Source organism: Legionella sp. km772 (assembly GCF_003989735.1).
Lineage (GTDB): Bacteria > Pseudomonadota > Gammaproteobacteria > Legionellales > Legionellaceae > Legionella.
Map to the genome: position 1 here is coordinate 1 of NZ_RZGQ01000023.1, position 22,830 is coordinate 22,830.

Consider the following 22,830-nt stretch of genomic DNA (forward strand, 5'->3'; position numbering starts at 1 on the left):
TTTTTGATTTTTTTGATGCAGTGTAATAATTTCGCTTTTTGGTCATTCTATTCCCCTCTTATATTAGAAGAATAGCTCTTAAAAATACCTTTTTTTCGTCTAAAAATCCGCGCCTATATCAAACCCCCACTAAAAATCCTGTAATCTTATCCTTTTGGATTAAGGGGACAAAAACTAAAAACCCTTTCCCACCTTGTTTTAAAGTTAAAATTTGGCTAAATACGATTGATTTAGTTTCAATGGCCTGTTGAATTAACTTTTGCCGTAAAGGATCCCTATTTAAATTTTTCCCCAATAGGTTTTTATTGACTGTAAAAGGAACAATATCTTGGATCTCATAGTGCTCATTTAATAATTCCAAAGCAATCAAATAGGGAAAATCACGTAAATGGGCTTTTGCATCAGCTTGCCAATTCAAACTTGGCAGCGGAGTCGCTATACTTAAACGAGCTGCCATGCGATTTAAAGCTTGCATTAGGTTATCTAAATATTGTTGGATTAAAATACTCGCATTAACTGCCTCATTTTTTACATCATTTTTTAAATCACGTTGATCTTCCGAGTAAACAGCAATAGACAGCGTCAGGGTTATAGTAAACAAAGTACTAAAAATGGGAACTGGGAGCCACAAGGAATCCGACTGATCTTGGTACCATAAAAGGCACAAAAAAGAAAAACTTAACAAGCTTATGCCTAATATATTAGCTAAAGTCATATGGTGGTAATGATTCCAGGCATAAGCAGGTTCAATCCCTAAGAGATAACCAATTAAGGCCCCAATACTTATAGCCAAACTAAAACTCATCACCAAACTAAAACTTAAAGCACCTTTTTGCGGTGTTTTATGAAAGCTGTAGCCTAATAAGCATAGGCTTAAGATGAATAAAGCTAAGGCCGTATTGGGTGCCATACGCCCTGCATAGAGGGTATTCATCGTGGTAAAAGGGTGAATGATTAAGGTGTCGATAGATAAATTAATATTAAATATAAACTCAAATAGGGTCAGTACAGTGATAAGCGTAGAGAGAAAGGAGAAAATTTTACTCCCGAAAAAATGTTGTTTGACTAAGCTAATTAGCCCTAGGGCAGATAATAAAAGGCATAAGGCCGTATTGAACTGCATAGGGAGAGTATCCAGTAATGATACTAGGCTAAACGATTTGACGAACCATCCCAATAGCACTAATAAGGACTGACAAACAATGAAATAAGGTATAAGAAGGCTGCTCCAGAGCCATAATTTTGATTTATCGGTTTTTTTGCGCACCAGCCAGCCATTCCTTTTATTTAGAATACAATTAAGATATTAAGGGCTTATTTTTACTATAATAGTTGTTTATATTGCCGTCAAAATAATAAGCAATAAAAACTCTTAGTCGTGTCTTAATAGGAAACAGCAAGGTGATTATGGCTAATTTTATTCGTGGAGTATTATTCTTTCTTGCCGGCTTTAAGTACTTAGGTACTAAAGGACTGAAGCGATTTATAATTTTACCTATTGGCTTTAATTTTCTCTTATTTGCTGGTCTTTATTATCTCACCACCCATTTCCTTTTGCCCTATGGCTATTACTATTTAAACCAATTGCCAGCGTGGCTAAATTTTTTAAGTAGCTTATTATTCTTTTTCTTTTTGCTAAGTTTTCTTTTATTTTTTCTTTCGACTTTTAGTGTTTTTCTAAATTTAATCGCCGCACCCTTTAATGGCTTGCTCGCTGAAAAAGTCCAACTCCTTTTTTACCATAGCGCCATACCCTCTTTAGCTTTTCGCACTATTGCCCTGCGTAGCATTAAACGGCAAGTTCAATTTTTAGCGTATTTTCTGCCTCGCCTGCTACTCTTAGGGGTTTTATTTTTTGTGCCTTTTATTCACCCTTTTTATCCCTTTATTTGGTTTATCTTCAATGCTTGGATTTTAAGTTTACAATACCAAGATTTTGCAATGGATAATAATTTGATTGAGTTCGATGAAATGCGCGCGCAGCTTGCAGAAAATAAAATGCTCACTTTAGGTTTTGGAACAGGGATCAATGCCCTTATTTTTGTACCTGGATTAAATTTATTTATTATGCCGGTTGCCGTGATTAGTGGAGTCATTTTATTTTGTGAACAAAATAAGCAGGTATTAAAACCTATTAAGAAGGTGTAGCTAAACTTGCATCCTAACAAAGAATGTCACACCAAGGCCCATAATCATTTGCCGATACAAAAACTGGAAAAAATACTGCCTAATAAATCATCAGCGCTAAATTCACCGGTGATTTCTCCAAGAATTTGGTGCGCAAGACGTAAATCTTCAGCCAACAATTCACCTGCTTGATGCTCTGCTAACTGTTGTTGTCCCATCCGCAATACCTCTTTCGCCTTATCTAAAGCTTGTAAATGGCGTCGGCGGGCTAAAAATTGCCCTTCATTGGGTTGATAACCCACAACCTCTTTAAGTAAATGCTTAAGGCTATCCAAGCCTAAACCATTTTTTGCTGATAAATAAACGGTATTTCCCTTGGAGCTGCAAGGTAAAGACAATAAATCAATTTTATTAAAAACCGTAATAATGGGAATTTGGGTTCCTAAAAAGTCTGCAATTTCTTTAATTAACTCCTGCTGTTGTTCCGGATAATTAGCATCGACTACTAATAACACACAATCAGCCTTTTTTAACTCTTGCCAAGCTCTTTTTATCCCTTCTTGTTCGACTAAATCCTCACTTTCACGAATACCTGCCGTGTCGACAATATGTAGGGGAATATCATCCAACAGTATATGTTCCCGCATTACATCGCGAGTAGTTCCTGCTACCTCAGTAACGATAGCCACATCGCGTCCGGCCAAACAATTAATGAGTGTTGATTTACCAGCATTGGGCCTCCCGGCAATCACTATAGATAAGCCCTCTCTTAAAATAACCCCTTGATTCGCTTGCGAACGAATAAGATTAAGTTCTGTTAAAATTGCTTGGAGCAATGAGGATACCGTTCCATCATTTAAAAAATCTATCTCTTCCTCAGGAAAATCAATGGCAGCTTCCACATACATGCGCAAATATATAATTTGCTTATTGAGGTGATTAATTTTTTTAGAAAAATCACCTTGGAGGGTTTTTAATGCCATCCTGACCGAGGTATCTGAACTGGCCGAAATCAAATCTGCAATAGCCTCAGCTTGGGTAAGATCTATTTTATCATTAAGAAAAGCACGTTCAGAAAATTCCCCTGGTCTTGCTAAGCGGGCACCTAAGCTAAGAGCTTGTTTTAATAAACTATCTAACACAAGTGGAGAACCGTGGGCATGAATTTCCACCACATCTTCACCTGTAAAAGAGTGCGGCGCTTTGAAAAATAGCATTAAGCCTTGGTCGATGAGTTCTTTTTTATCAGAATAAAAGGTACAAAAGCGCGCAACCCGTGGCTCTAATTTTTTTCCATCATTTAATTTTAAGGCGATTGGGTAAGATTGCGGACCAGATAAACGAACAATGCCAACCCCACCTCGTCCAGGTGGGGTTGCAATAGCTATGATAGTGTCGATAGCCATATTACTTAGCGGCAACAGCCAGTTTTTTTATAGGTTTATCATCAGAGTATTTACGTGTGATATACCATTGCTGAATAATAGATAAGGTGTTATTTACTATCCAATATAACACTAGCCCCGCTGGAAAATTCCAGAATAAGCCGGTAAATAGGATGGGTAAAAACATCATCACCTTAGCTTGTACAGGATCTGGCGGTGCTGGATTTAACTTTTGTTGGATTAACATAGTCGCACCCATTATCAAAGGTAAAACATGATAGGGATCGGGTGAGGCCAAATCTTTAATCCATAAAATGAAAGGAGCTTGTCTTAATTCAACACTTTCTAGTAACACCCAATAAAGAGCAATAAATACTGGTATTTGAATAAGAATCGGTAAACAACCACCTAAAGGATTCACTTTTTCTTGGCGATAAAGCTCCATTGTGGCTTGGCTTATTTTAGCCTTATCATCGCCGTAACGCTCACGTAAAGCTTGCAGTTTTGGTTGCAATTTACGCATTCCAGCCATAGATTTATAACTGGTTGCCGATAAACGATAAAAGGCTAATTTGATTAGAACCGTCACCAGAACAATAGACCATCCCCAATTGCCCACAAAACTATAAATTGCCGACATTAAAGAAAAGAGTAGGGAAGAAACAAACCATAAAATACCGTAATCAACCGTTAAATCTAGGTGAGGAGCAATACTTTTTAACACACTAGTATTTTCCGGGCCAACATAGAGTTTAGAGCCTACTTCTTTTTGTTCTTGCGGTTTAACTGTAATAGGTTGGCTAACAGCTCCTATAGTGAAGTCACCATTATGAGCAAGCGTATAAAATTTATTTTCACTCTCGGCATTAGGAACCCAAGCGGTTAAGAAATAGTGTTGTTGCATAGCAATCCAACCGCCATGCACATCTAAATTTAAATTTGCTTTTGCCATATCTGAAAAAGCTACTTTTTGATAGCGGGTTTTACCTGGATTCGAGAAAGAAGCACCGGTGTAGGAGCCCACGTGGAACATACTGGACTTATCTTCTTTAGGTGAGCTACGCAGTAATTGGGTGTTTAAATAACCCGTCCAATCACTAGTACTGGTGTTATTGATCACATAATTTACCGCAATAAGATAACTTCCACGAGTAAAGGTAAATATTTTTTTAACATCTAAACCGTCTTGATTTTTCCCTTCTAGAGTAACCCTTAACTGGTTTTGATTCTCAGCTAACTGGTAGCTCTTTTCTTGAGTTTTAAAGTTAAAATCCAGAGCTTGAACCTCTGAGCCCTTCGCTATAAATAGGCTCGAATTGGCCACATAGCGTTCACTGGCTTGGTTTTGCAATAAAACAAAAGGTTTATTTTTGTCCTCTACACTCAAGGGGTAATGCAGTAAATCACTCGACACTACATTTCCTTGACTTAAATCGATGGTTAAGTCTAGGACATCAGTCTTGACTTGAATTAGTTCACCGGAGCTCGTCGAAGGATTAGAAGCAGCATTAGTACCCGTGTTTTGTGCGGGGCTAGTTACTGGATTGGCATTGCTAATTTGCGGTAAAGGCTGACCATTGTTACTCGATGGTTCACTAATTGCTTGGGTTGTTTGTGGAGGAGGATAATCAATTTGCCATGCATTCCACAGTGATAAACTAACTAGCGCAAGCGCCATATATAATACTATACGTCTTATATCCATTCAGAGTTTCTCATTGTTAGGTACTACCGGATCATAACCACCACGAGCCCATGGATGACAACGTGCTAAACGTTTAATCCCCATCCACAAACCTTTTCCGACACCATACTGCTTAATTGCTTCTTCCGCATAGTGCGAACAACTTGGGTAATAACGACAACTCGGTTGAAATAGAGGACTAATTAAATACTGATACAGTTTTATTGGCAAGCATATTATTTGCTGAAGCAAGCAATTAGTTTTTCCCATGTTTTACTCAATCTGGAGTTAATACCCAAATTTGTTTGCTTTGCTACACCAGTTCTCGCCAAAAAAATGATATCAACAGCCGGTAATTGTGTTTGACGAAAACATTCTCTTAACAAACGTTTGATACGGTTTCGGTCATGGGCTTTAGCAATCATTTTTTTTGAAAGCGCCAACCCAAGACGAGCATAACCTAAATCATTTTCTCTACACAGTACAACAAAATCATTGGTTACAATCTTTTTTGCCTGTACAAACACGTGATCATAGTCACTTTTTTTTAATAAGCGCTGTGTTTTTTTAAAAGCAAACACTTAGGCAGACAAACGCTTACGTCCTTTAGCACGACGACGTTTAATAACTAATCTACCAGCGCGAGTAGCCATACGCTCACGGAATCCATGATCACGTTTACGCTTTAAATTACTAGGTTGAAAGGTGCGTTTCATGATGAACCTGTTAATAAATTTATGAGGTTGGGAATAATAGAGAACTTTTGCCTGCCTGTCAATTTAGAACTGCTTATTTTTTGATTAATTTTTTTATCCACCCCCGATAAATATAAAAATAAATCTTTTAAATATATTTTATGTTTATTATATAGTGGCCAAGATCTGTGTATAACATGAAAAAATCATTAAAAATCAATTTATTATATTCTAAATAAGATGTAGAAAACTAAGGTATGTTTACTTTCTTTCTCTGTTGGTAACTTGCTATGTTACTAGAATCCCCCTGTTTATTCATAGGCTGTTCGATACAAAATAGTTGATCTATTCACAGCTTATTTGTTTCTTTAAGTGGAATGAACAATTTCCTTAATATGGAAATTTCCTACTTCACTAATAAATATAATTTATATCTTTAAAATACTTTTATTTATTATTAGTGCATGAGAGGTCTGTTGATAAACTTTAAAAATCTATTAATTTCAATTGGATAATTCGTTTTTTATTCTGTTTATAACCTAGCAAAGATCATGTGATCTTACTGTGGCTTATTCCAGTAAGATCCTTTAGCCAAGCATTTATATCCACGTTTTGCTAGCTTATTTACCCTAGTTATACAGAACTAACTTTTTAGAACTTGTTGTTCCACTACCTCCGGTGTGGTATTTGGCCGCACTGGCGCTTCTTTGAAAAATGCAGGACTGGTTGCTCCGACTTTAATCGAAACTCTCTCTTCAGCTAGTCTTCTTGCTTCAGCGCGTTCCGTTTGTAAACTGACCGCCGTATTGCGAAAATCAACTTTAGTCGTGTCATAAGCGACTAACATATAACCATTTTCCATGGAGGGGTTGGGATAGATCATGGTAAAATTTTTATTAGGAGGGACATAAGCGAAACGGTAAGTGCTCCCTGATTCTTCTGCTTCTCTATTAAGTTCTTCGCAAGCTAAAATGAAATTAGCTTGAGCGGTTTTATACATAGCTTGGGCGTTAGCTTTTTCTCTAATATCTGCTTCATCACTCTCATCGGGAATAAAAGTTGCCTGAGCGGCACTAAGAATCATAATGCTCGGATTTAGTTTTATTAACGTACTTAGGTACTCTTTTTGGGCTTTTTTTGACGTATCAATTCCGCCACATAAATGTCCATCGCCAAGACAGGCGCATAAACAACTGCGACCTACAATTACATCCACATTGGAAGTCGCACTCAAATCGCTTTCTAAGGATTGTGAATCGACTTTTAAATACTCTCGCCGCGTTTCATCCACATTTTGCGGCAGATGAGCACCAAACTTGGTACCCTCTTCTGCATTATACGCAAAGCTCTTGTAGTCCGTTTGTATTACTTCAAGATGGGCACCCAGTTTGGCTTTTTCAATGGTATGAGCAATTGATTTAGTAACTTCACCATCTTTTAGTAGGACATCTGTTGTATCGGAGATGCACAGGACTTTCTTGGTGTTTAATTCATCGGTTAATACTTCTTTTAACTGGTTAGGATAGAGCTTACGGCTATTTAGCAAGGCGAAAGCATCATAAGCATTTATAAGGGCTTTAGGCATTTTCATTCTCTTAAAAAATGATCACTAATTATAATTTTAGTACATTTTTGAAGTGATTTTATTTTGCCCTGTCTGGGTTAATTTTAATTGAATGAAGGATTATTCGTTAACTTGCGTTTTGACCATTAATAACTCTTGGCCATCTTCGGGCTTTAATTTTCCGAACACCATAACTGAAAATAAGGTGACCACCGCCATGACCAAGAAGGATTCATGTAATGGCCTTATAATTGCTGCAGAATGAATCGAAAACTGCGGGGAAAACAAAGTAACTAAGATTGCGGCAAAAGCTATTCCAAAGCTTTGGGAGAGCTGTTGGATGGTACTCATGATACTGGTTGCTGAACTTAATTCCTCTTCATTAATGTTCGCATAGGCTAAAGAGTTCATTGCGGTGTATTGTAAAGCGATTAAAAATCCATAGCCAAAGGTTAAAAATCCAATGGTGTACAATGAAGTAGCGGTATTTATAAGCATAAAAGAGCATAAAATAGCCGCTACTAAAACAGTATTGACACATAAGAGTTTTTTGTAGCCCAACAAGCGTAGAATACTAGTCGATAAGGGTTTGATTAATAACACTCCTATAGAAATAGGCGCTAATAACAGGCCTGATAATTGGGGGGTAAATTTTAGTCCAATTTGAAAAAGTAAGGGTAATAAAAAGGGAATACCGCCAAAACTTAAGCGTGCACATAAATTCCCTAATGCCGAGATATAAAAAGTTCTCTTGCTTAATAAAGTTAATTTGACTATAGGATGGGCTTGTTTTTTTGAATGCCAATAATAAAAGCAAAGTAAACTAATAGAACACAGTAACATGGCTAAAGTTGAACTGTGTGAAAGATTTGATTCACTAAGCGCAGATAAGCTATAGGTGAGTGTTGCCAGCCCACCACCAAATAAAATAAACCCTAGCTTGTCTAAAGGCAGCACCGGCCGGCTAGGCATAGAAGGAAAGAAGAAATAAGCTAATAAAATGGCTAAGAGGCCAAATGGGACGTTAACCCAAAAAACCCAAGGCCAAGAGAAGTGGGTAGTTAAAATACCACCTAATACAGGTCCTAACATCATTCCTAAGGCTGCAACCATCACTACCATCCCCATTTTAATTATCAATTCATGACGTTCACAAATCCGCAAGATAATTAATCGGCCAACCGGCATGGTGAACGAGCCGCCTAAACCTTGGATAAAACGGGCAATAATTAATTGCTCTAAAGTAGTAGTAAAGCCGCATGCAAAAGAACTGAGGGTGAAGAGGCTTAGAGCAAAAATAAATACTTTTTTTATGCCAAACTTATCAGCTATCCAACCACTAATGGGGATAAAAATAGCTAAACTTAGCAAATAAGAGATTAAGGCTAACTTCAAATCAATAGGGGTTACATTTAGGCTATGTGCCATATTAGTAATCGCGGTATTAATGATCGTAATATCAATAGCTTCCATTAGCATTGCAAAAGCCACAATGATTAATATAAGCCTTTTTCTAAGCTCATCTAGCATGATTCCTCATCTTACCATTAGGTATAAAACGGTTAGCGTATAAAAGCAGTAAAACTATTCTCCTTTTCGAAGACTAGTATTCAGGTGTGGGCCGCAATTAAATCAGTCTGGGTACGAAGAAGTCCGTTGCTTAATTTTACTAAACGATCAATTTCCGCGGCTTTAAGCCGCGGCCGTCTAAGAACCTATAATTTCAAAATCAACCGCAATATTCCCGCGGGTTGCATGAGAATAGGGACAAATTTTTTCATGGGTTTCACGGACTAATTCGCTTAACTCAGTTTTACTGAAGCTTTTATCCTCAACCCTCATTTTTACTGCGATACCAAAACCACCCTGCGACCGTGGTCCCACGGAAACTGCGCATGTTACTTGGGCTTTGGTGGCATCCTTTTTATGTTGCTTTGCTATAAAATCAAGTGCTCCACCAAAGCATGCAGCGTAGCCTGCGGCAAAAAGATGCTCTGGGGTTGTCGTATTGGGTTTACCAGGGCCACCCATTTCCTTGGGCACCGAAAGAGAAACGTTTACTGAACCATCGCTGGTTTCACTATGGCCATTACGCCCACCAACAGCAGTCGCTGTGGCGGTAAATAAAGGATTAATTTCGTCGGTCACTTGTTGCTCCTTAAATTATAATAAAAATTCCATAAGATGTTGATTTACTTGTGCACTTGCTTCAATAGGACTTGAATGACCTCCATCGATAGAGGCGAATTGCGCATTATTAATCCCTTCCGCCAGGCGTTTTGATTCTTCTGGTAAGGTTATAATATCTTCAATTGCAGAAATAACCAGTGTGGGTATGTTTAATTCCTGCAACCAAGGGGATGAGTCAAACGCAGCTAAATTCATTAATTGTCGCTCTTGATCAAAAACAGTTTGAGCAAAAGGATAAGCTAATAAATTCTTTTTAAATTCGGCGCATTGTTCTTTATTTTCTAAAAAACCCGTACCAAAAAAGCAAGGTAGGGATAAATCAATTAATGAAGCGATATCAACCCCGTTTTTCCGCGCAGTTAAAAACGCTTTACAGATAAAGTTCGAGCGGGCGTTAAATTTCGCAACCGAATTAAGAATGATTAATTTATCGAGTTGTGCGCTATAGGTTCGTGCCAGGAGTTGCGCTATAACTCCGCCCATTGATTGACCCAGAATATGGGGTTTTTCTAAACCTAATTTTTGGATTAATTGGATAGTATCTTCCGCCATCATTTCTAAACTAAAAGGGCGTTTGTCATCGGTGGTTTGGCCAACAGCCCGGTTATCAAAAATAAGCACTTGAAATTTTTTAGCTAATTGGTCAAGCATCAAATTCCAAACACTATGATCGCAGGTATAACCAGAAATTAAAACCAAGGGTTTGCCTTTACCATGTAATTCATAATAAAAATTGGCACCATTAATCATTAAACTGGCCATAATAATCCCTTATTTAAGATAGTAATAACAAATTGTTCAATCAAGTGTAGCATTAGTTTTAAAATTTAATAGGGACCTCAACTAAGACAAAAGAAAGAACTCGCTAGCTTCTCGTTGGGATTGTTATTGCAAAGTGCGCAAAATTCAGTCTTTATAAAATCGCATTTTACTTGCATTGCTTATTTGCTTGAATAAGCTTGTACGAGAGAAAAAGTGCAAGCCTGCCTCCTAAATTAGCGCATGGCCCCAGCTAGGGGGCTTGCTTTGAGAGGGAGTAAGTTATTTTGTTAAACCAATAGGGAATTGGATGCTAATCATATTGGGGGTTTGGGCAGTTATCAAACCACCTTTACCATTCGTCATTTGGTAATGTAAATCAAAGTCTGCATTATTAGCATCGCTGCTTACATAGCTGCAAGTAATGAGCGAGTTAATAGAATCATAATTGGTAGCCAAACTGTTGTAAGTAGATAAATTGCTGGGAACATTTGCCGGCCACATGATTGTTTTAAAATACACTGCGCGACTATCGCCAAAAATAGCTTCTACACCATAACCCGCCACATAGTCACCAAAATGTGAAATAGCATTAACAGCAGGGCAGGTGAAGGTAACATCGTGATGAGTGGGCTCTGCACTTGCACTAACAGCAAACAGGGCCGCAATACCAGCAAATAAATAGTTTTTCATTTTTAATCCTTTAAGTTGTAAAGTATTTTTACGAAAACTACTATAACGAAACACCTTCTTGGGCGTCAATTAAAATAATAAAGGCCTTGAGCCAACCCGTTTATACCGTCTAATTTTTTATGGCCTCATAAGCCTTTTCTTTAACGCAGCAGCAGTATCAACCCTTGCATGTGGCTAAGGCCTATGGAGGTATAAATTGCTTAGTAATTTTGCGAGACAGATAAGTCCATGGAGGACAAGAGCGCTGATAAGCACTAGCCAAAATGTTTCATATCCTGGTAATACACCAACTTTAATACTTAAGGGCAAAAAGCTGATTAAAGAAAAACAGAGCATCAAGGCCAATGAGTAAGGTGTATGTTCTATGATACCCGAGAGACAGGGCTAAGCCTGCATAAACCAAGGCAAAAATAAACCCTATTAGCGTTAGGTAGTAGAGATAAAAAAGCCACCAGCCTCTTAAATCAAGATTACTATTATATTGAATGGCAATAGACAGGAGGGTAGCGCAATAGAAGCTGAAACTTATTAGGTAAAGATCAAGAACAAAATTATCTTTTTTACATGATGCTAAACCCTTTTTATTGAGTAAAAAAACAATATTTTTAGTCCGTAAAACAAACACCATATATAAAGGGAGACAGTACAAAACATTTTCAATGAAGCGAGCTTTAAATTGCTGATGAATTGAAAAAATAAAATGATAAAAGAAAGGGACAGAATAATTGATAGGCTATTAATATCAGTTAGTTTTTTTCTTATCATTTCAAAAAATCCTGAGCTTCGTTGTACATTGCCTTGTTAAAAGTTAAGGTGGTGGAACTAGTGGGCACAGTCATGAATCATCGTTCCAACTTCGACGTAATCTTGCTGCTCTATTTTTTACAGCAAAGAGTGTTGCAATCCTATCTAAAACACTATTCAGAGAATTAAATCGGGTTCAAAACTTCTATGCATTACAATGCTTTCTTCCTCAAGCGCAATTTTTAAGATGGTTTGAATGACCCTTTCATCTTCAATAAGATTTTATAGAATAAAACAGATAAAACTATAAAAGTAAATATAATTCAAAAAAAGGATCTAAGTAAATTGTTGGAGCCATTTTTCAGCCCTCTAATGAGCCTTGGACAGGTACTAGTTTTATCGCGGAAAACCCATTAACGCGGCCAAGTTAGGATTAATGCGCTATCTTTGGCGCATAAGCACTGGATAAGAAACCGTTTATAAATAGGTAAAGGTAGCTGTAGCTAAAGCTAAAGCTAAGACAACAATGAGTAAGAACATTTTTTTAGGATTCATCATTCAACCCTGTTTTGCTTCTTTTAAGGATAGTGTAGACCTAATTTAGATGCTTTGCTCTATAAATACTCATTCCATAAAAATGTTCTATAATGAAACAAAATCAAATAGAGAACAAAAAATGAATAAAACCCTAGCTTGTATTCTTATCTTATTTAATGCTTGTAGTTTTGCGACTTTGCCTACCGCACCTCTTCCTACCTCAGATACTGAACTTTTACCCAGTCCTTATCCTGTTTATGTAATCCCCAATCAAGCGGTTATTAATCATCCTGTTGCTGGAGCTAGTAAATCCTCGCTACCCACTGATAATAGCTATACTGACTCTCCAGGTTGTTATATCGCTTGCTACTCCCATAACCCTGGGGTGTATGCGGTGGGGCCAAGTATCTATGTAATGGGACAGATCAGAGTTAAAGGTAGTTATGTTAATCGTATTTGCCAACCCGCTGGTTTTTTAAACCAAGATATCAGCAAAGCCTTTTCGTTTAAGCAATTATGTAGCGAAAAAATTTCCACTTGCACGCCTAATAATTGTTGGGCAGGTGGTGATACTGGAGGGTGGTTTGGGATACAATGAGAAAGGATTGGCCTTAAAGCTAGTCCTCCAGCTGATTTACCAAGTCCTGGCCTACTGGGTAAATTATACCTATTTAGTGAAGAACCTAAGGTATGGGCTATTTACCTTGTTTTTAGATCTAAGGTAGCTGCTATCCTAATAGGCTTTAATTTTATTCACAGTTTAATTTATTATTGTGGATAACTTTTCCTTTTCGCTTAACCACGGTATACTTAGCGCTTTATTGATGATTAAATAAACTAATGCTGTTTATTCATGACTTCGTTATTCATCTGTAAATTATCTTATTAATTGTCTTGCTGTCTTACTGCTTCAGTGGCAGTATTTTATATCTGTGGATAATTGGTTTTTAACGTTCTTTCCACCCTTGTTTGATGAGGAGTTTTGCTTTGTCCGCGACTGTTTGGCAAAAATGTTTGGGTTTATTACAAGATGAATATTCTGCCCAACAATTCAATACCTGGCTAAGACCTTTGCAAGCGCATACTGAAGAGCAGCGTTTTGTCTTGTTAGCTCCTAATCGTTTCGTAGTGGATTGGGTCAAAAAACATTTCTTTTCGCGGATCGAAGAATTGATCAATCAATTTTGTGGCGATGAAATTAAAAGCGTTTCTATTGAAATTGGCAGTAAACCTGCTGAGGATGCAAGTACTCGGACGACGACTTCTAGCTCTTTAGGAACTAGTAGCTTGTCAGGAGGAGCTAGCGCGGCGGCTACTGCTAAACCCGCTGCTAAAAAAGCAGTCGACTATAAAACCAGTCATCTAAATAAAAAGTTTGTTTTTGACAGTTTTGTAGAAGGGAATTCTAACCAATTAGCACGCGCCGCTTCAATGCAAGTAGCAGAACGTCCAGGGGATGCTTATAATCCTTTATTTATTTATGGCGGTGTCGGCTTAGGTAAAACGCATTTAATGCATGCTATTGGCAATAATATTCTCAAAAACAACCCTGAAGCTAAGGTATTGTATTTACATTCAGAGCGTTTTGTTGCTGATATGGTTAAAGCCTTACAAACCAATTCTATTAATGAATTTAAACGTTTTTATCGCTCTTTAAATGCTTTACTTATCGATGATATTCAATTTTTCGCAGGAAAAGATCGTTCGCAAGAAGAGTTTTTCCATACCTTCAATGCTTTGTTAGAAGGACAGCAACAAATCATTCTAACTAGCGATCGTTATCCTAAAGAAATTGAAGGCATGGAAGAACGGTTAAAGTCACGTTTTGGTTGGGGCCTAACGGTTGCCGTTGAGCCACCCGAATTAGAAACGCGCGTCGCTATTTTAATTAGTAAGGCTGAGCAATCTAATATAGATTTACCTTATGAAGTGGCCTTTTTTATTGCTAAGCGCATACGTTCGAATGTTCGTGAGCTTGAGGGTGCTTTACGGCGAGTTATAGCTAATGCTCATTTTACTGGTAAACCAATTACCATTGAGTTTGTCCATGAGGCTTTACGCGATCTTTTAGCGCTGCAAGATAAACTGGTGACCATAGAAAATATCCAAAAAACAGTGGCGGAATATTATAAAGTTAAAGTTGCTGATATTTTATCTAAAAGAAGAAGCCGCTCTATCGCTCGTCCGCGGCAAATGGCTATGGCCTTGAGCAAAGAGTTGACCAATCATAGCTTGCCGGAAATTGGGGATCATTTTGGTGGACGCGATCACACCACTGTGATTCACGCCTGTCGAAAAGTCAAAGAGTTAGTCCAGGATGATAGTGATTTTGCCGAAGACTATAAAAATCTTATGCGTATTTTATCTTCTTAATTAGGAGCATTAATCTTGTTTGAATTAGTAATTAAAAAAGAAGACTTGCTTTCCCCTTTGCTTACGGTTGCCGGAGCTGTAGATAAAAAGCAATCTTTAGCTATTCTTTCTAATTTTTTATTAAAATTAACGCAAGGTGTTCTCCATATTACAGCAACTGATTTGGAAATCGAAATATCTGCCCAAGTTGCTTGTGAATCTAACCAAGTGGAAGGGGCGATTACAGTCCCGGCTAAAAAATTTATTGATATTATTAAGTCGCTAGAGGAAAACACTAATCCCAAAGTAGTTTATGACAATGGGGTGGTGAATATCCGGGAAGGGCGGAGTTCCTTTAAACTGGCTACCCTACCTGCCGAGCATTTTCCTGCCAGTGAAGACGAGTGTAATGAGGTAGAACTGCCTATTCCGCGCCTCGACTTATTGCAATTATTACAATCCACCCATTTTGCTATGTCGCAACAAGATGTACGCGTCTTTTTGAATGGCTTGTTTTTAGATTTTGAGCCAAATATCATTTCATCTGTAGCAACAGATGGTCATCGGATGGCCATAAATCGTTATTCATGCACGGTTAATGCTAGTAATAAATTGCTTATTCCCAAAAAGGGCGTTCAGGAGTTATTACGTTTACTAAATGGAATTGATGATGAAGAGGTATTATTAGCTGCAGGCAAATCGCACATTAAGTTGATAACCAAGCAATTTGTTTTTTCTTCTAAATTAATAGAGGCACGTTTCCCCCCCTATGCGCGCGCCATTCCCAAGCATCAAGATAAAACCATACTCATTGATTGCGCTACTTTAAAACGTTCGTTGGCGCGGACCATCATTTTAGCCCATGAAAAATCTAAAGCGGTGATGCTGCATTTACAAGCAGGTCAATTAACCTTAATTGCCAATAATAATGAGCAAGAAGAAGCCGTTGAATCCTTACAAGCAGAAACCCATGGTGATGAATTAAAAATTGGGATCAATGCGACCTATCTATTAGATGTGTTAAATCATTTTGGTGAGGGAATGGTGCGTTTGTCGATGACCACCACCGACTCCAGTATTTTAATTGAAGCACTTAATAATGATGCATACCAATACATCATTATGCCTATGAAGTTATGATTCTCACTGATTTAAAAATTCATCATCTTCGAGCTGTTGATACAGCTCATCTACGTTTAAATCCACGATTTAATTTTATTATTGGCCCTAATGGTAGCGGTAAAACCTCTATCTTAGAGGCCTTGTATTTGTTGAGTTGTGGACATTCTTTCCGCTCCCGCGAAATTGTACCCATTATTGCTCATGAACAGGATAAGTTAACTGTCTTTGCCCAGGGACTGGATAATAAGACGGTAAGCATCCAAAAATCTAAGAGCTTACCAACGCAGATAAAATTGAATAATCAATTTTGCTCTACCACAAGTCAACTTGCCTACGCGCTCCCCTGCCAGATTATTAATTCAGACATTTTTCAAATTATAGATGCAACTTCAAGCATCCGTCGCTCTCTTCTCGATTGGGGACTGTTTCACGTGAAACCTAATTACCTTGCACTGTGGAAGGAGTACAGGCGCGTTTTAAAGCAAAGAAATGCCCTCTTAAAACAATCCAACAGCTATGACCAATTCATTCCTTGGGATAAACAATTATCCTATTTAGCGGAACAATTAGATAATTTACGAAGCGCCTATTTCGAGTTGTGGAATAAGGAATTTTCGCAGGTGTTATCTAGCCTGACTACAACGCCTTGCTCGATCCAGTATTATAAGGGTTGGGATAAAAAGCAGAGCGGCAAGTCCTTAGCGACTTTGTTAGCAGAGCATTTTCACAGTGATAAACAAAGGCAATATACCCAATTTGGCGCTCATCATGCGGATCTTATTATTGACTCTAATGCGATGAAGGCGAAGCAAGCTCTCTCACGTGGGCAGCAAAAGATTATCTTAATTGCCTTAAAACTCGCACAAGGGCGATTATTAAAAGATAACTGCCTCTATTTATTTGATGATTTAGCGGCGGAATTAGATGAACCGCATCAGTCTAGGCTCATCAACTATCTTATTAGCCATCCAGGTCAATATGTAGTGACTGCTACCCATTATCTGCCCATAGAGCACAGTATTGCCGCCAATGAAAAACAACTATTTGCAATTGATCGCGGCGTTGTTGATGCGAATGTTTCACGTGAAACATTCGCCCTCTGTTGAATTGCGTCTTGACAGCTATTTCGTGAATTACGACAAGTCGAGTAGAGGTATTCCCGGCAGGGCACTGCTTAATGAGTTTAGTCTAAGCCCGGTCGAAAAAAAATGACCCGATTTATTCTGCCTGGCGGTTGGAATTTAGAATTTTACCCTATTTAGAGCTGCTATAAAGGCTTGCATTAAGATATCAAGGGAAGTGAATATCCGTATACGCAGATTATTGAAGTACGTATAAATAGAGCTAAAATGTGGTATAATATACTATTTGCTAACCTATGTTAGATTAGGGTAAAGAGGACACCTCATGAGCGTTGACGCCAGTTACGATTCAAGTAATATTAAAGTCTTAAAAGGATTAGATGCAGTACGAAAAAGGCCGGGTATGTACATCGGGGATACTGATGATGGCACAGGCTTACATCATATGGTGTTTGAAGTAGTAGATAACTCCATCGATGAGGCTTTGGCGGGTTACTGTAAGGAAATTTTTGTCACGATTCATGCTGATGAATCAATTACTGTTAAAGATGATGGTCGCGGCATCCCCGTGGACATTCATAAAGAAGAAGGGCGCTCAGCTGCGGAAGTTATCTTAACTATTCTTCATGCCGGCGGAAAGTTTGATGATAATTCTTATAAAGTTTCCGGTGGTTTACATGGGGTGGGGGTTTCCGTAGTTAATGCTTTATCAGAAGAGCTGCATTTAACCGTACGCCGTCATGGGAAAATTCATGAACAACATTACCGTCATGGTGTTCCCGATGCTCCGATTGCAGAAACTGGCGATGCAACAAATACAGGAACCCAGATCTGGTTTAAGCCTAGTGCGGAAACTTTTAGTAATATCGAATTCCATTATGACATTTTGGCAAAGCGCTTACGTGAATTATCCTATCTGAATTCTGGCGTTTGTATCCACTTATCCGATGAGCGCACGCAAAGGCAAGATACCTTCCATTATGAGGGCGGTATTCAGGCTTTTGTCGAGCATTTAAATAAAAACAAAACCGCTATTATTCCCCAAGTGTTTTCAATGAGCGCAGAAAAAGAGGGAATAACCGTGGAGTTATCCATGCAATGGAATGACTCTTACCAAGAAACCATATTTTGCTTCACAAACAATATTCCTCAACGTGATGGTGGAACCCATATGGCAGGTTTCCGCGCTGCCTTAACTCGAACCTTAAATAACTATATTGAAGCGGAAGGTTTTGCTAAAAAGGCAAAAGTATCACCGACCGGTGATGATGCCCGGGAAGGTTTAACGGCCGTCTTATCGGTTAAAGTGCCTGATCCTAAATTCTCTTCTCAAACTAAAGATAAATTAGTTTCTTCGGAAGTAAAATCTGCCGTTGAATCGAGTGTAGCTGAGCGTTTTAACGATTTCCTTCTAGAAAATCCAACTGCAGCAAAAGCCATTGTGGGTAAAATTATAGATGCAGCTCGCGCTCGCGAAGCTGCGCGTCGAGCCCGCGAAATGACTCGCCGTAAAGGTGCTTTAGACATAGCTGGGTTACCGGGCAAACTTGCGGATTGCCAAGAGAAAGATCCTGCTTTGTCTGAACTTTACCTAGTAGAGGGTGATTCAGCGGGTGGCTCAGCCAAGCAAGGGCGTGATCGTAAGTTTCAAGCTATTCTTCCACTGAAAGGTAAAATCTTAAACGTAGAGAAAGCGCGTTTCGATAAAATGTTGTCCTCGCAAGAAGTAGCAACCCTTATTACTGCCCTAGGTTGTGGTATTGGGCCTGATGAATATGATCCAGATAAAGTTCGTTATCATCGAATAATTATCATGACCGACGCAGACGTGGATGGTTCGCATATCCGCACTTTATTACTGACCTTTTTCTACCGACAAACTCGCGAGCTTGTTGAACGCGGATATATTTATATTGCCCAACCCCCACTTTATAAGGTAAAAAGAGGTAAAAGTGAGCAATATGTTAAAGATGATGAGGCTTTGTTTGATTATTTGACAAATTCGGCTTTAGATGGTGCTGCCTTTTATCCTTCGCCAGAAGCTCCTCCCATTACAGCCCTCGCTTTGGAAGAACTAGTGCAGCAATATAGACGCTCAGAAAAAATTATTAAACGTTACAAGCGTCGTTATCCGAGCGAAATTTTAAAACGAATTACCTATTTACCCATATTGCATAATGAGGATTTTAATCAGCAAGATAAAATAGCGCAGTGGTGTAAACAATTAGATCTAAGCTTGCAACAACTTGATTCAAAAACTGAACAATACACCGTGGAGGCGCATAAACTTAATGACTCTACTGTTTATATTCCTCGTATCACTGTGACACAACACGGCGCAGAACATTATATTCCGATCAATGCTGAATTCTTCTACTCTAAAGATTATAAAGAATTGGTATCCCTCGGAACCAAACTAGCTTCTTTAATTGAAGAAGGAGCTTATGTCAAACGTGCTGATAAAATGTTAACAGTTGAAAGTTTTGAGCAAGCACTGGATTGGTTGATGGATGAGGCCAAAAAAGGGCAAACTATTCAACGCTATAAAGGTCTTGGTGAAATGAACCCCGAACAACTATGGGAAACCACCATGGATCCTAATGTGCGTCGCATGTTGCAAGTCACTATTGAAGACGCGGTAGCTGCTGATGCGATTTTCACTACCTTAATGGGTGATCAAGTGGAGCCACGGAGAGATTTTATTGAGCTTAATGCTTTAGATGCAGAAAATATCGATATTTAAAGGTCTTGCTTCAGAAAACCTATGCTAGGTTGTACTTGCCAACAATAGTTGAGCCCCAGGTACAACCTACAACTAGTGCTTTAAAGCGTAAAAAATCTAAGAGATAAGTGAGTTCTTAACCAGAGCAATGAAAAAATAAAAGAGAGATATAAGGGTATAGAGCTTCAATAGGTTAATGACGGCTTATCTAAGCCACTTGGAAAGTTGATGAAAAGTGCTGCATCCCTACAGCGAAGTACATCCTCTGTACTGGTCCTTTGCTGACATCCTGTCAGATAAGTCCTTTTATTTACAGTTAAGTATAACCGATGATAAAAAAGAGTCACCTGCTTAATTGAGCAATAAGGTGTAAGAAATTTCTCAAAGCGGCTACCTATTAAACTCAAAAAATCTACAGGAAAAAGGGTGAGCAAGTGTTTAGAGGCATCCTCTATTCCCATACCTAACCAAAAAACGATCGTGTTCAAGTGATAGCAAGGGATTAGCTTAGGTAAAAATAACAGTGATCCGGCCTGAAATTGATGGTTAGCAAGCAAGTAACGATGAACAATAGAATAAAGACCCTATAAAGTGTACATAGGTTTTATTTTGATAGCTACCAAGAAGGGAGCACCGCGACGAAGCAGCATTCCAGTACACCTAAAATCACCATCAGCAGCGCAATAATAATTAATTACTTTAATGAGGAGGATCCCTTGCATAAGTTTTATTTTGCCTAGCACCGGCAGGCCAATAACAATGCCGATTAGTGATCATACCCTTATGGTGCGACACACTAAATTTGGTGCTTTGCAAGCTTAAATATGTTAAATCCAGTTTCTCCGCTTGCGCCTATTGTGGGTGAAGTACTAATGGGAAGATCCTTAGGCCCTAGATAGATGATTAGGCTACCCCAGAGGGTGGAAAATGAGCGTCTGGATAAAATGGCAGCCTACATCGTGCAGGAATATAGGGCTGGAGTAGGGTTATTAGCCTTGCAAGAAGTTTCTGCCCCGAGCTCACCCTACTTTCGGCGCTTAAGGGCGCGCCTAGCCTTTATGCTTCTCAGTTGGGAGTGAACATTCTATTAACAACTCTGTTAGAGCAGTGGAACAGGACTCTGCCCAGTGCTTTTGGTAGTTCTGTTTTAAAGCCACTGTTGGTTATGAAACTCTAAATGCTCGGCAATAAAGGTGCTTACAAAATAATAACTATGATCATAACCAGGCTGCAAACGTAAGTTGAGCAAATTTTTACCATCCCGTGCGGCCTCTTGCAATAAATGGGGTTTAAGCTGGTCATTTAAAAAAGGGTCTTTGCTGCCTTGCTCAACCAAAATTTCTCCATGCGGCCATGCCGTGTTTTTTAGTAAAGAGCAGGCATCATAATCCACCCATTTTTGTGTATTATTGCCTAAATAATGGCTTAGTGCATTGATTCCCCAAGGGGCTTGGCTCAGTGAGCTAATCGGTGCGAAAGCCGAAATACTGCGAAATAGGTGGGGATTTCTAAGACCGATAATTAAAGCCCCATGCCCACCCATTGAATGACCTGAGATGCCACAACGTCCTGTATCAATGGGAAAATGATGGGCGATAAATTGAGGAAGCTCCTGACTTAAATAAGTATACATCTGATAATGCTCACGCCAGGGTTCTTCGCTCGCATCTAGATAAAAACTAGCACCTTCACCTAGGTACTCTTGTTCATCTAAACCCTTAATCCCACGCGGGCTGGTATCCGGCACTACCAGCGCCATTCCAAGTTTTGCCGCAAGTTTTTGGGCTCCAGCCTTAGTGATAAAATTTTGTTCGGAGCAGGTTAAACCGGATAACCAATATAACACGGAGGCTTTGGCGTTTTTATCCAGAGGAGGCATAAAAAGAGCAAAACGCATTTCCGTTTTGGTTGACTCAGACCAATGGCTGTATACATTTTGTATTCCTTCACAACAGCGGTGTGATTCAATTAATTGGTAAGACCTCATAGTTTCACCTTTTCCTATAAGTTAGAATGTCACAACGGTGCGTATTGATTCACCCTGGTGCATTAAATCAAAGGCTTCATTTATTTGTTCAATAGGTAGCACATGGGTAATTAAATCGTCAATGTTAATGCGTCCATCCATATACCAATCAACAATTTTAGGTACATCCGTTCGGCCGCGAGCACCGCCAAAAGCAGAACCTTGCCAAACCCGTCCGGTAACTAATTGAAAGGGACGGGTATTAATTTCATGTCCCGCAGGTGCTACGCCAATAATGGTTGACACCCCCCAGCCTTTATGACAACACTCCAATGCTTGCCGCATTAATTGTACATTTCCCACGCATTCAAAACTATAATCAGCACCACCATGGGTCAGTTCGACTAAATGCCCGACAAGATCCTCTTTGATTGTTAAAGGATTAACAAAGTGGGTCATTCCCATTTTTTTTGCTAACTCCTGCCGATTGGGATTAATATCCACCCCAACAATTTGGGTTGCGCCCACCATTTTAGCTCCTTGAATAACGTTAAGGCCAATACCACCTAGGCCAAAAACGACTACTCGGCTACCAGCTTCAACTTTAGCCGTAAATAAAACTGCGCCTATGCCTGTTGTCACTCCACACCCGATATAGCATACTTTTTCAAAGGGGGCATCAGGACGAATTTTAGCTAAAGCAATTTCTGGTAAAACACTGTATTGGGCAAAGGTCGATGTGCCCATATAGTGGTGGATAGGGGAGTTATTAAGGCTGAAACGGGAAGTCCCATCGGGCATTAATCCTCTACCTTGGGTGGCGCGAATGGCCTGGCATAAGTTGGTTTTACGGGAAAGACAATAATCGCATTGTCGGCATTCAGGGGTATATAAGGGGATAACGTGATCACCGGGCTTTAAGCTCTGTACTTTTTTCCCAACTTCAACCACCACTCCTGCGCCTTCATGACCTAATATGGCAGGAAATAAGCCTTCAGGGTCCTGTCCCGATAAGGTATAGGCATCCGTATGACAAACACCGCTGGCTTTTATTTCGACCAATACTTCTGTCTCTTGGGGTGGGGCCAATTCTACGCGTTCAATCCTTAAGGGCTGTCCTGGGGCATGGGCTACGGCAGCTTTCACTTGCATCATTAAAATCCTTTTGTGAAATAAGCACTTACTATACGAGTAAGCAGGTTTTTAGT

At 39.0% G+C, this 22,830-nt stretch carries 20 protein-coding genes; 7 read left to right on the top strand and 13 right to left on the bottom strand.

Annotated features, from left to right (window positions below; genetic code table 11):
• Positions 1-118: 118 nt before the first annotated feature.
• Positions 119-1,267, bottom strand: coding sequence for a CHASE domain-containing protein (locus ELY15_RS04465; RefSeq protein WP_127098455.1), 1,149 nt, complete (start codon positions 1,265-1,267; stop codon positions 119-121).
• Positions 1,268-1,407: 140 nt separating this feature from the next.
• Here ELY15_RS04465 and cysZ point away from each other — a divergent pair, with 140 nt between their 5' ends.
• The gene (cysZ, locus tag ELY15_RS04470; RefSeq protein WP_127098456.1) at positions 1,408-2,148 is read left to right on the top strand and encodes a sulfate transporter CysZ; all 741 of its coding nucleotides are present in this window, start codon (positions 1,408-1,410) and stop codon (positions 2,146-2,148) included.
• A gap of 44 nt (positions 2,149-2,192) precedes the next feature.
• Here the strand turns inward: cysZ and mnmE are convergent, their stop codons facing one another.
• From mnmE to ELY15_RS04520, 10 genes are all read right to left on the bottom strand, one after another.
• Positions 2,193-3,533: a tRNA uridine-5-carboxymethylaminomethyl(34) synthesis GTPase MnmE gene (gene mnmE / locus ELY15_RS04475; protein WP_127098457.1), complete on the bottom strand. Its 1,341-nt coding sequence runs from the start codon at positions 3,531-3,533 to the stop codon at positions 2,193-2,195.
• Position 3,534: 1 nt separating this feature from the next.
• Positions 3,535-5,217 carry a membrane protein insertase YidC gene (gene yidC, locus ELY15_RS04480; protein ID WP_127098458.1) on the bottom strand — a complete coding sequence of 561 codons (1,683 nt, stop codon included), beginning with the start codon at positions 5,215-5,217 and terminating at the stop codon, positions 3,535-3,537.
• A complete protein-coding gene (gene yidD, locus ELY15_RS04485) occupies positions 5,218-5,466 on the bottom strand; it encodes a membrane protein insertion efficiency factor YidD (RefSeq protein ID WP_127098459.1) in 249 nt (82 codons plus the stop codon). It abuts the gene before it with no gap.
• Positions 5,433-5,777, bottom strand: coding sequence for a ribonuclease P protein component (rnpA, locus tag ELY15_RS04490; protein WP_127098460.1), 345 nt, complete (start codon positions 5,775-5,777; stop codon positions 5,433-5,435). The genes yidD and rnpA overlap by 34 nt, the downstream gene beginning before the upstream one ends.
• Entirely contained in the window at positions 5,778-5,912 is a 135-nt protein-coding gene (rpmH, locus tag ELY15_RS04495; RefSeq protein ID WP_006869475.1) for a 50S ribosomal protein L34, read from the bottom strand.
• 622 nt (positions 5,913-6,534) lie between these two features.
• Positions 6,535-7,476 (bottom strand): hypothetical protein, encoded by a 942-nt coding sequence (locus ELY15_RS04500; RefSeq protein WP_148111225.1) that lies wholly within the window; start codon positions 7,474-7,476, stop codon positions 6,535-6,537.
• A gap of 99 nt (positions 7,477-7,575) precedes the next feature.
• Positions 7,576-8,985: an MFS transporter gene (locus tag ELY15_RS04505; protein ID WP_127098462.1), complete on the bottom strand. Its 1,410-nt coding sequence runs from the start codon at positions 8,983-8,985 to the stop codon at positions 7,576-7,578.
• A gap of 177 nt (positions 8,986-9,162) precedes the next feature.
• A complete protein-coding gene (locus ELY15_RS04510) occupies positions 9,163-9,603 on the bottom strand; it encodes an organic hydroperoxide resistance protein (protein ID WP_127098463.1) in 441 nt (146 codons plus the stop codon).
• Positions 9,604-9,618: 15 nt separating this feature from the next.
• On the bottom strand, positions 9,619-10,407 hold the full coding sequence (locus ELY15_RS04515; RefSeq protein WP_127098464.1) for an alpha/beta fold hydrolase: 789 nt from the start codon (positions 10,405-10,407) through the stop codon (positions 9,619-9,621).
• A 279-nt stretch (positions 10,408-10,686) separates the two neighbouring features.
• The gene (locus tag ELY15_RS04520) at positions 10,687-11,097 is read right to left on the bottom strand and encodes a hypothetical protein (RefSeq protein WP_127098465.1); all 411 of its coding nucleotides are present in this window, start codon (positions 11,095-11,097) and stop codon (positions 10,687-10,689) included.
• A 1,420-nt stretch (positions 11,098-12,517) separates the two neighbouring features.
• On the opposite strand from ELY15_RS04520, the gene ELY15_RS04525 reads away from it, so the two are divergent.
• The 6 genes from ELY15_RS04525 to ELY15_RS04550 all read left to right on the top strand — a co-directional run bounded on the left by ELY15_RS04525 (position 12,518) and on the right by ELY15_RS04550 (position 20,735).
• A complete protein-coding gene (locus ELY15_RS04525) occupies positions 12,518-12,976 on the top strand; it encodes a hypothetical protein (RefSeq protein ID WP_127098466.1) in 459 nt (152 codons plus the stop codon).
• 389 nt (positions 12,977-13,365) lie between these two features.
• Entirely contained in the window at positions 13,366-14,751 is a 1,386-nt protein-coding gene (gene dnaA, locus ELY15_RS04530; protein ID WP_127098467.1) for a chromosomal replication initiator protein DnaA, read from the top strand.
• Between the two features lie 15 nt (positions 14,752-14,766).
• Positions 14,767-15,870, top strand: a complete 1,104-nt coding sequence (dnaN, locus tag ELY15_RS04535) for a DNA polymerase III subunit beta (RefSeq protein WP_127098468.1) — start codon at positions 14,767-14,769, stop codon at positions 15,868-15,870.
• Positions 15,867-16,958: a DNA replication/repair protein RecF gene (recF, locus tag ELY15_RS04540; protein ID WP_127098469.1), complete on the top strand. Its 1,092-nt coding sequence runs from the start codon at positions 15,867-15,869 to the stop codon at positions 16,956-16,958. The genes dnaN and recF overlap by 4 nt, the downstream gene beginning before the upstream one ends.
• A gap of 301 nt (positions 16,959-17,259) precedes the next feature.
• The gene (gene gyrB / locus ELY15_RS04545; RefSeq protein WP_127098470.1) at positions 17,260-19,677 is read left to right on the top strand and encodes a DNA topoisomerase (ATP-hydrolyzing) subunit B; all 2,418 of its coding nucleotides are present in this window, start codon (positions 17,260-17,262) and stop codon (positions 19,675-19,677) included.
• Between the two features lie 878 nt (positions 19,678-20,555).
• Positions 20,556-20,735, top strand: a complete 180-nt coding sequence (locus ELY15_RS04550) for a hypothetical protein (protein WP_127098471.1) — start codon at positions 20,556-20,558, stop codon at positions 20,733-20,735.
• 68 nt (positions 20,736-20,803) lie between these two features.
• On the opposite strand, the gene fghA is transcribed toward ELY15_RS04550, so the two are convergent.
• Positions 20,804-21,643, bottom strand: coding sequence for an S-formylglutathione hydrolase (gene fghA / locus ELY15_RS04555; protein WP_127098472.1), 840 nt, complete (start codon positions 21,641-21,643; stop codon positions 20,804-20,806).
• Positions 21,644-21,664: 21 nt separating this feature from the next.
• Positions 21,665-22,777 carry an S-(hydroxymethyl)glutathione dehydrogenase/class III alcohol dehydrogenase gene (locus ELY15_RS04560; protein WP_199744164.1) on the bottom strand — a complete coding sequence of 371 codons (1,113 nt, stop codon included), beginning with the start codon at positions 22,775-22,777 and terminating at the stop codon, positions 21,665-21,667.
• Positions 22,778-22,830: the final 53 nt, after the last annotated feature.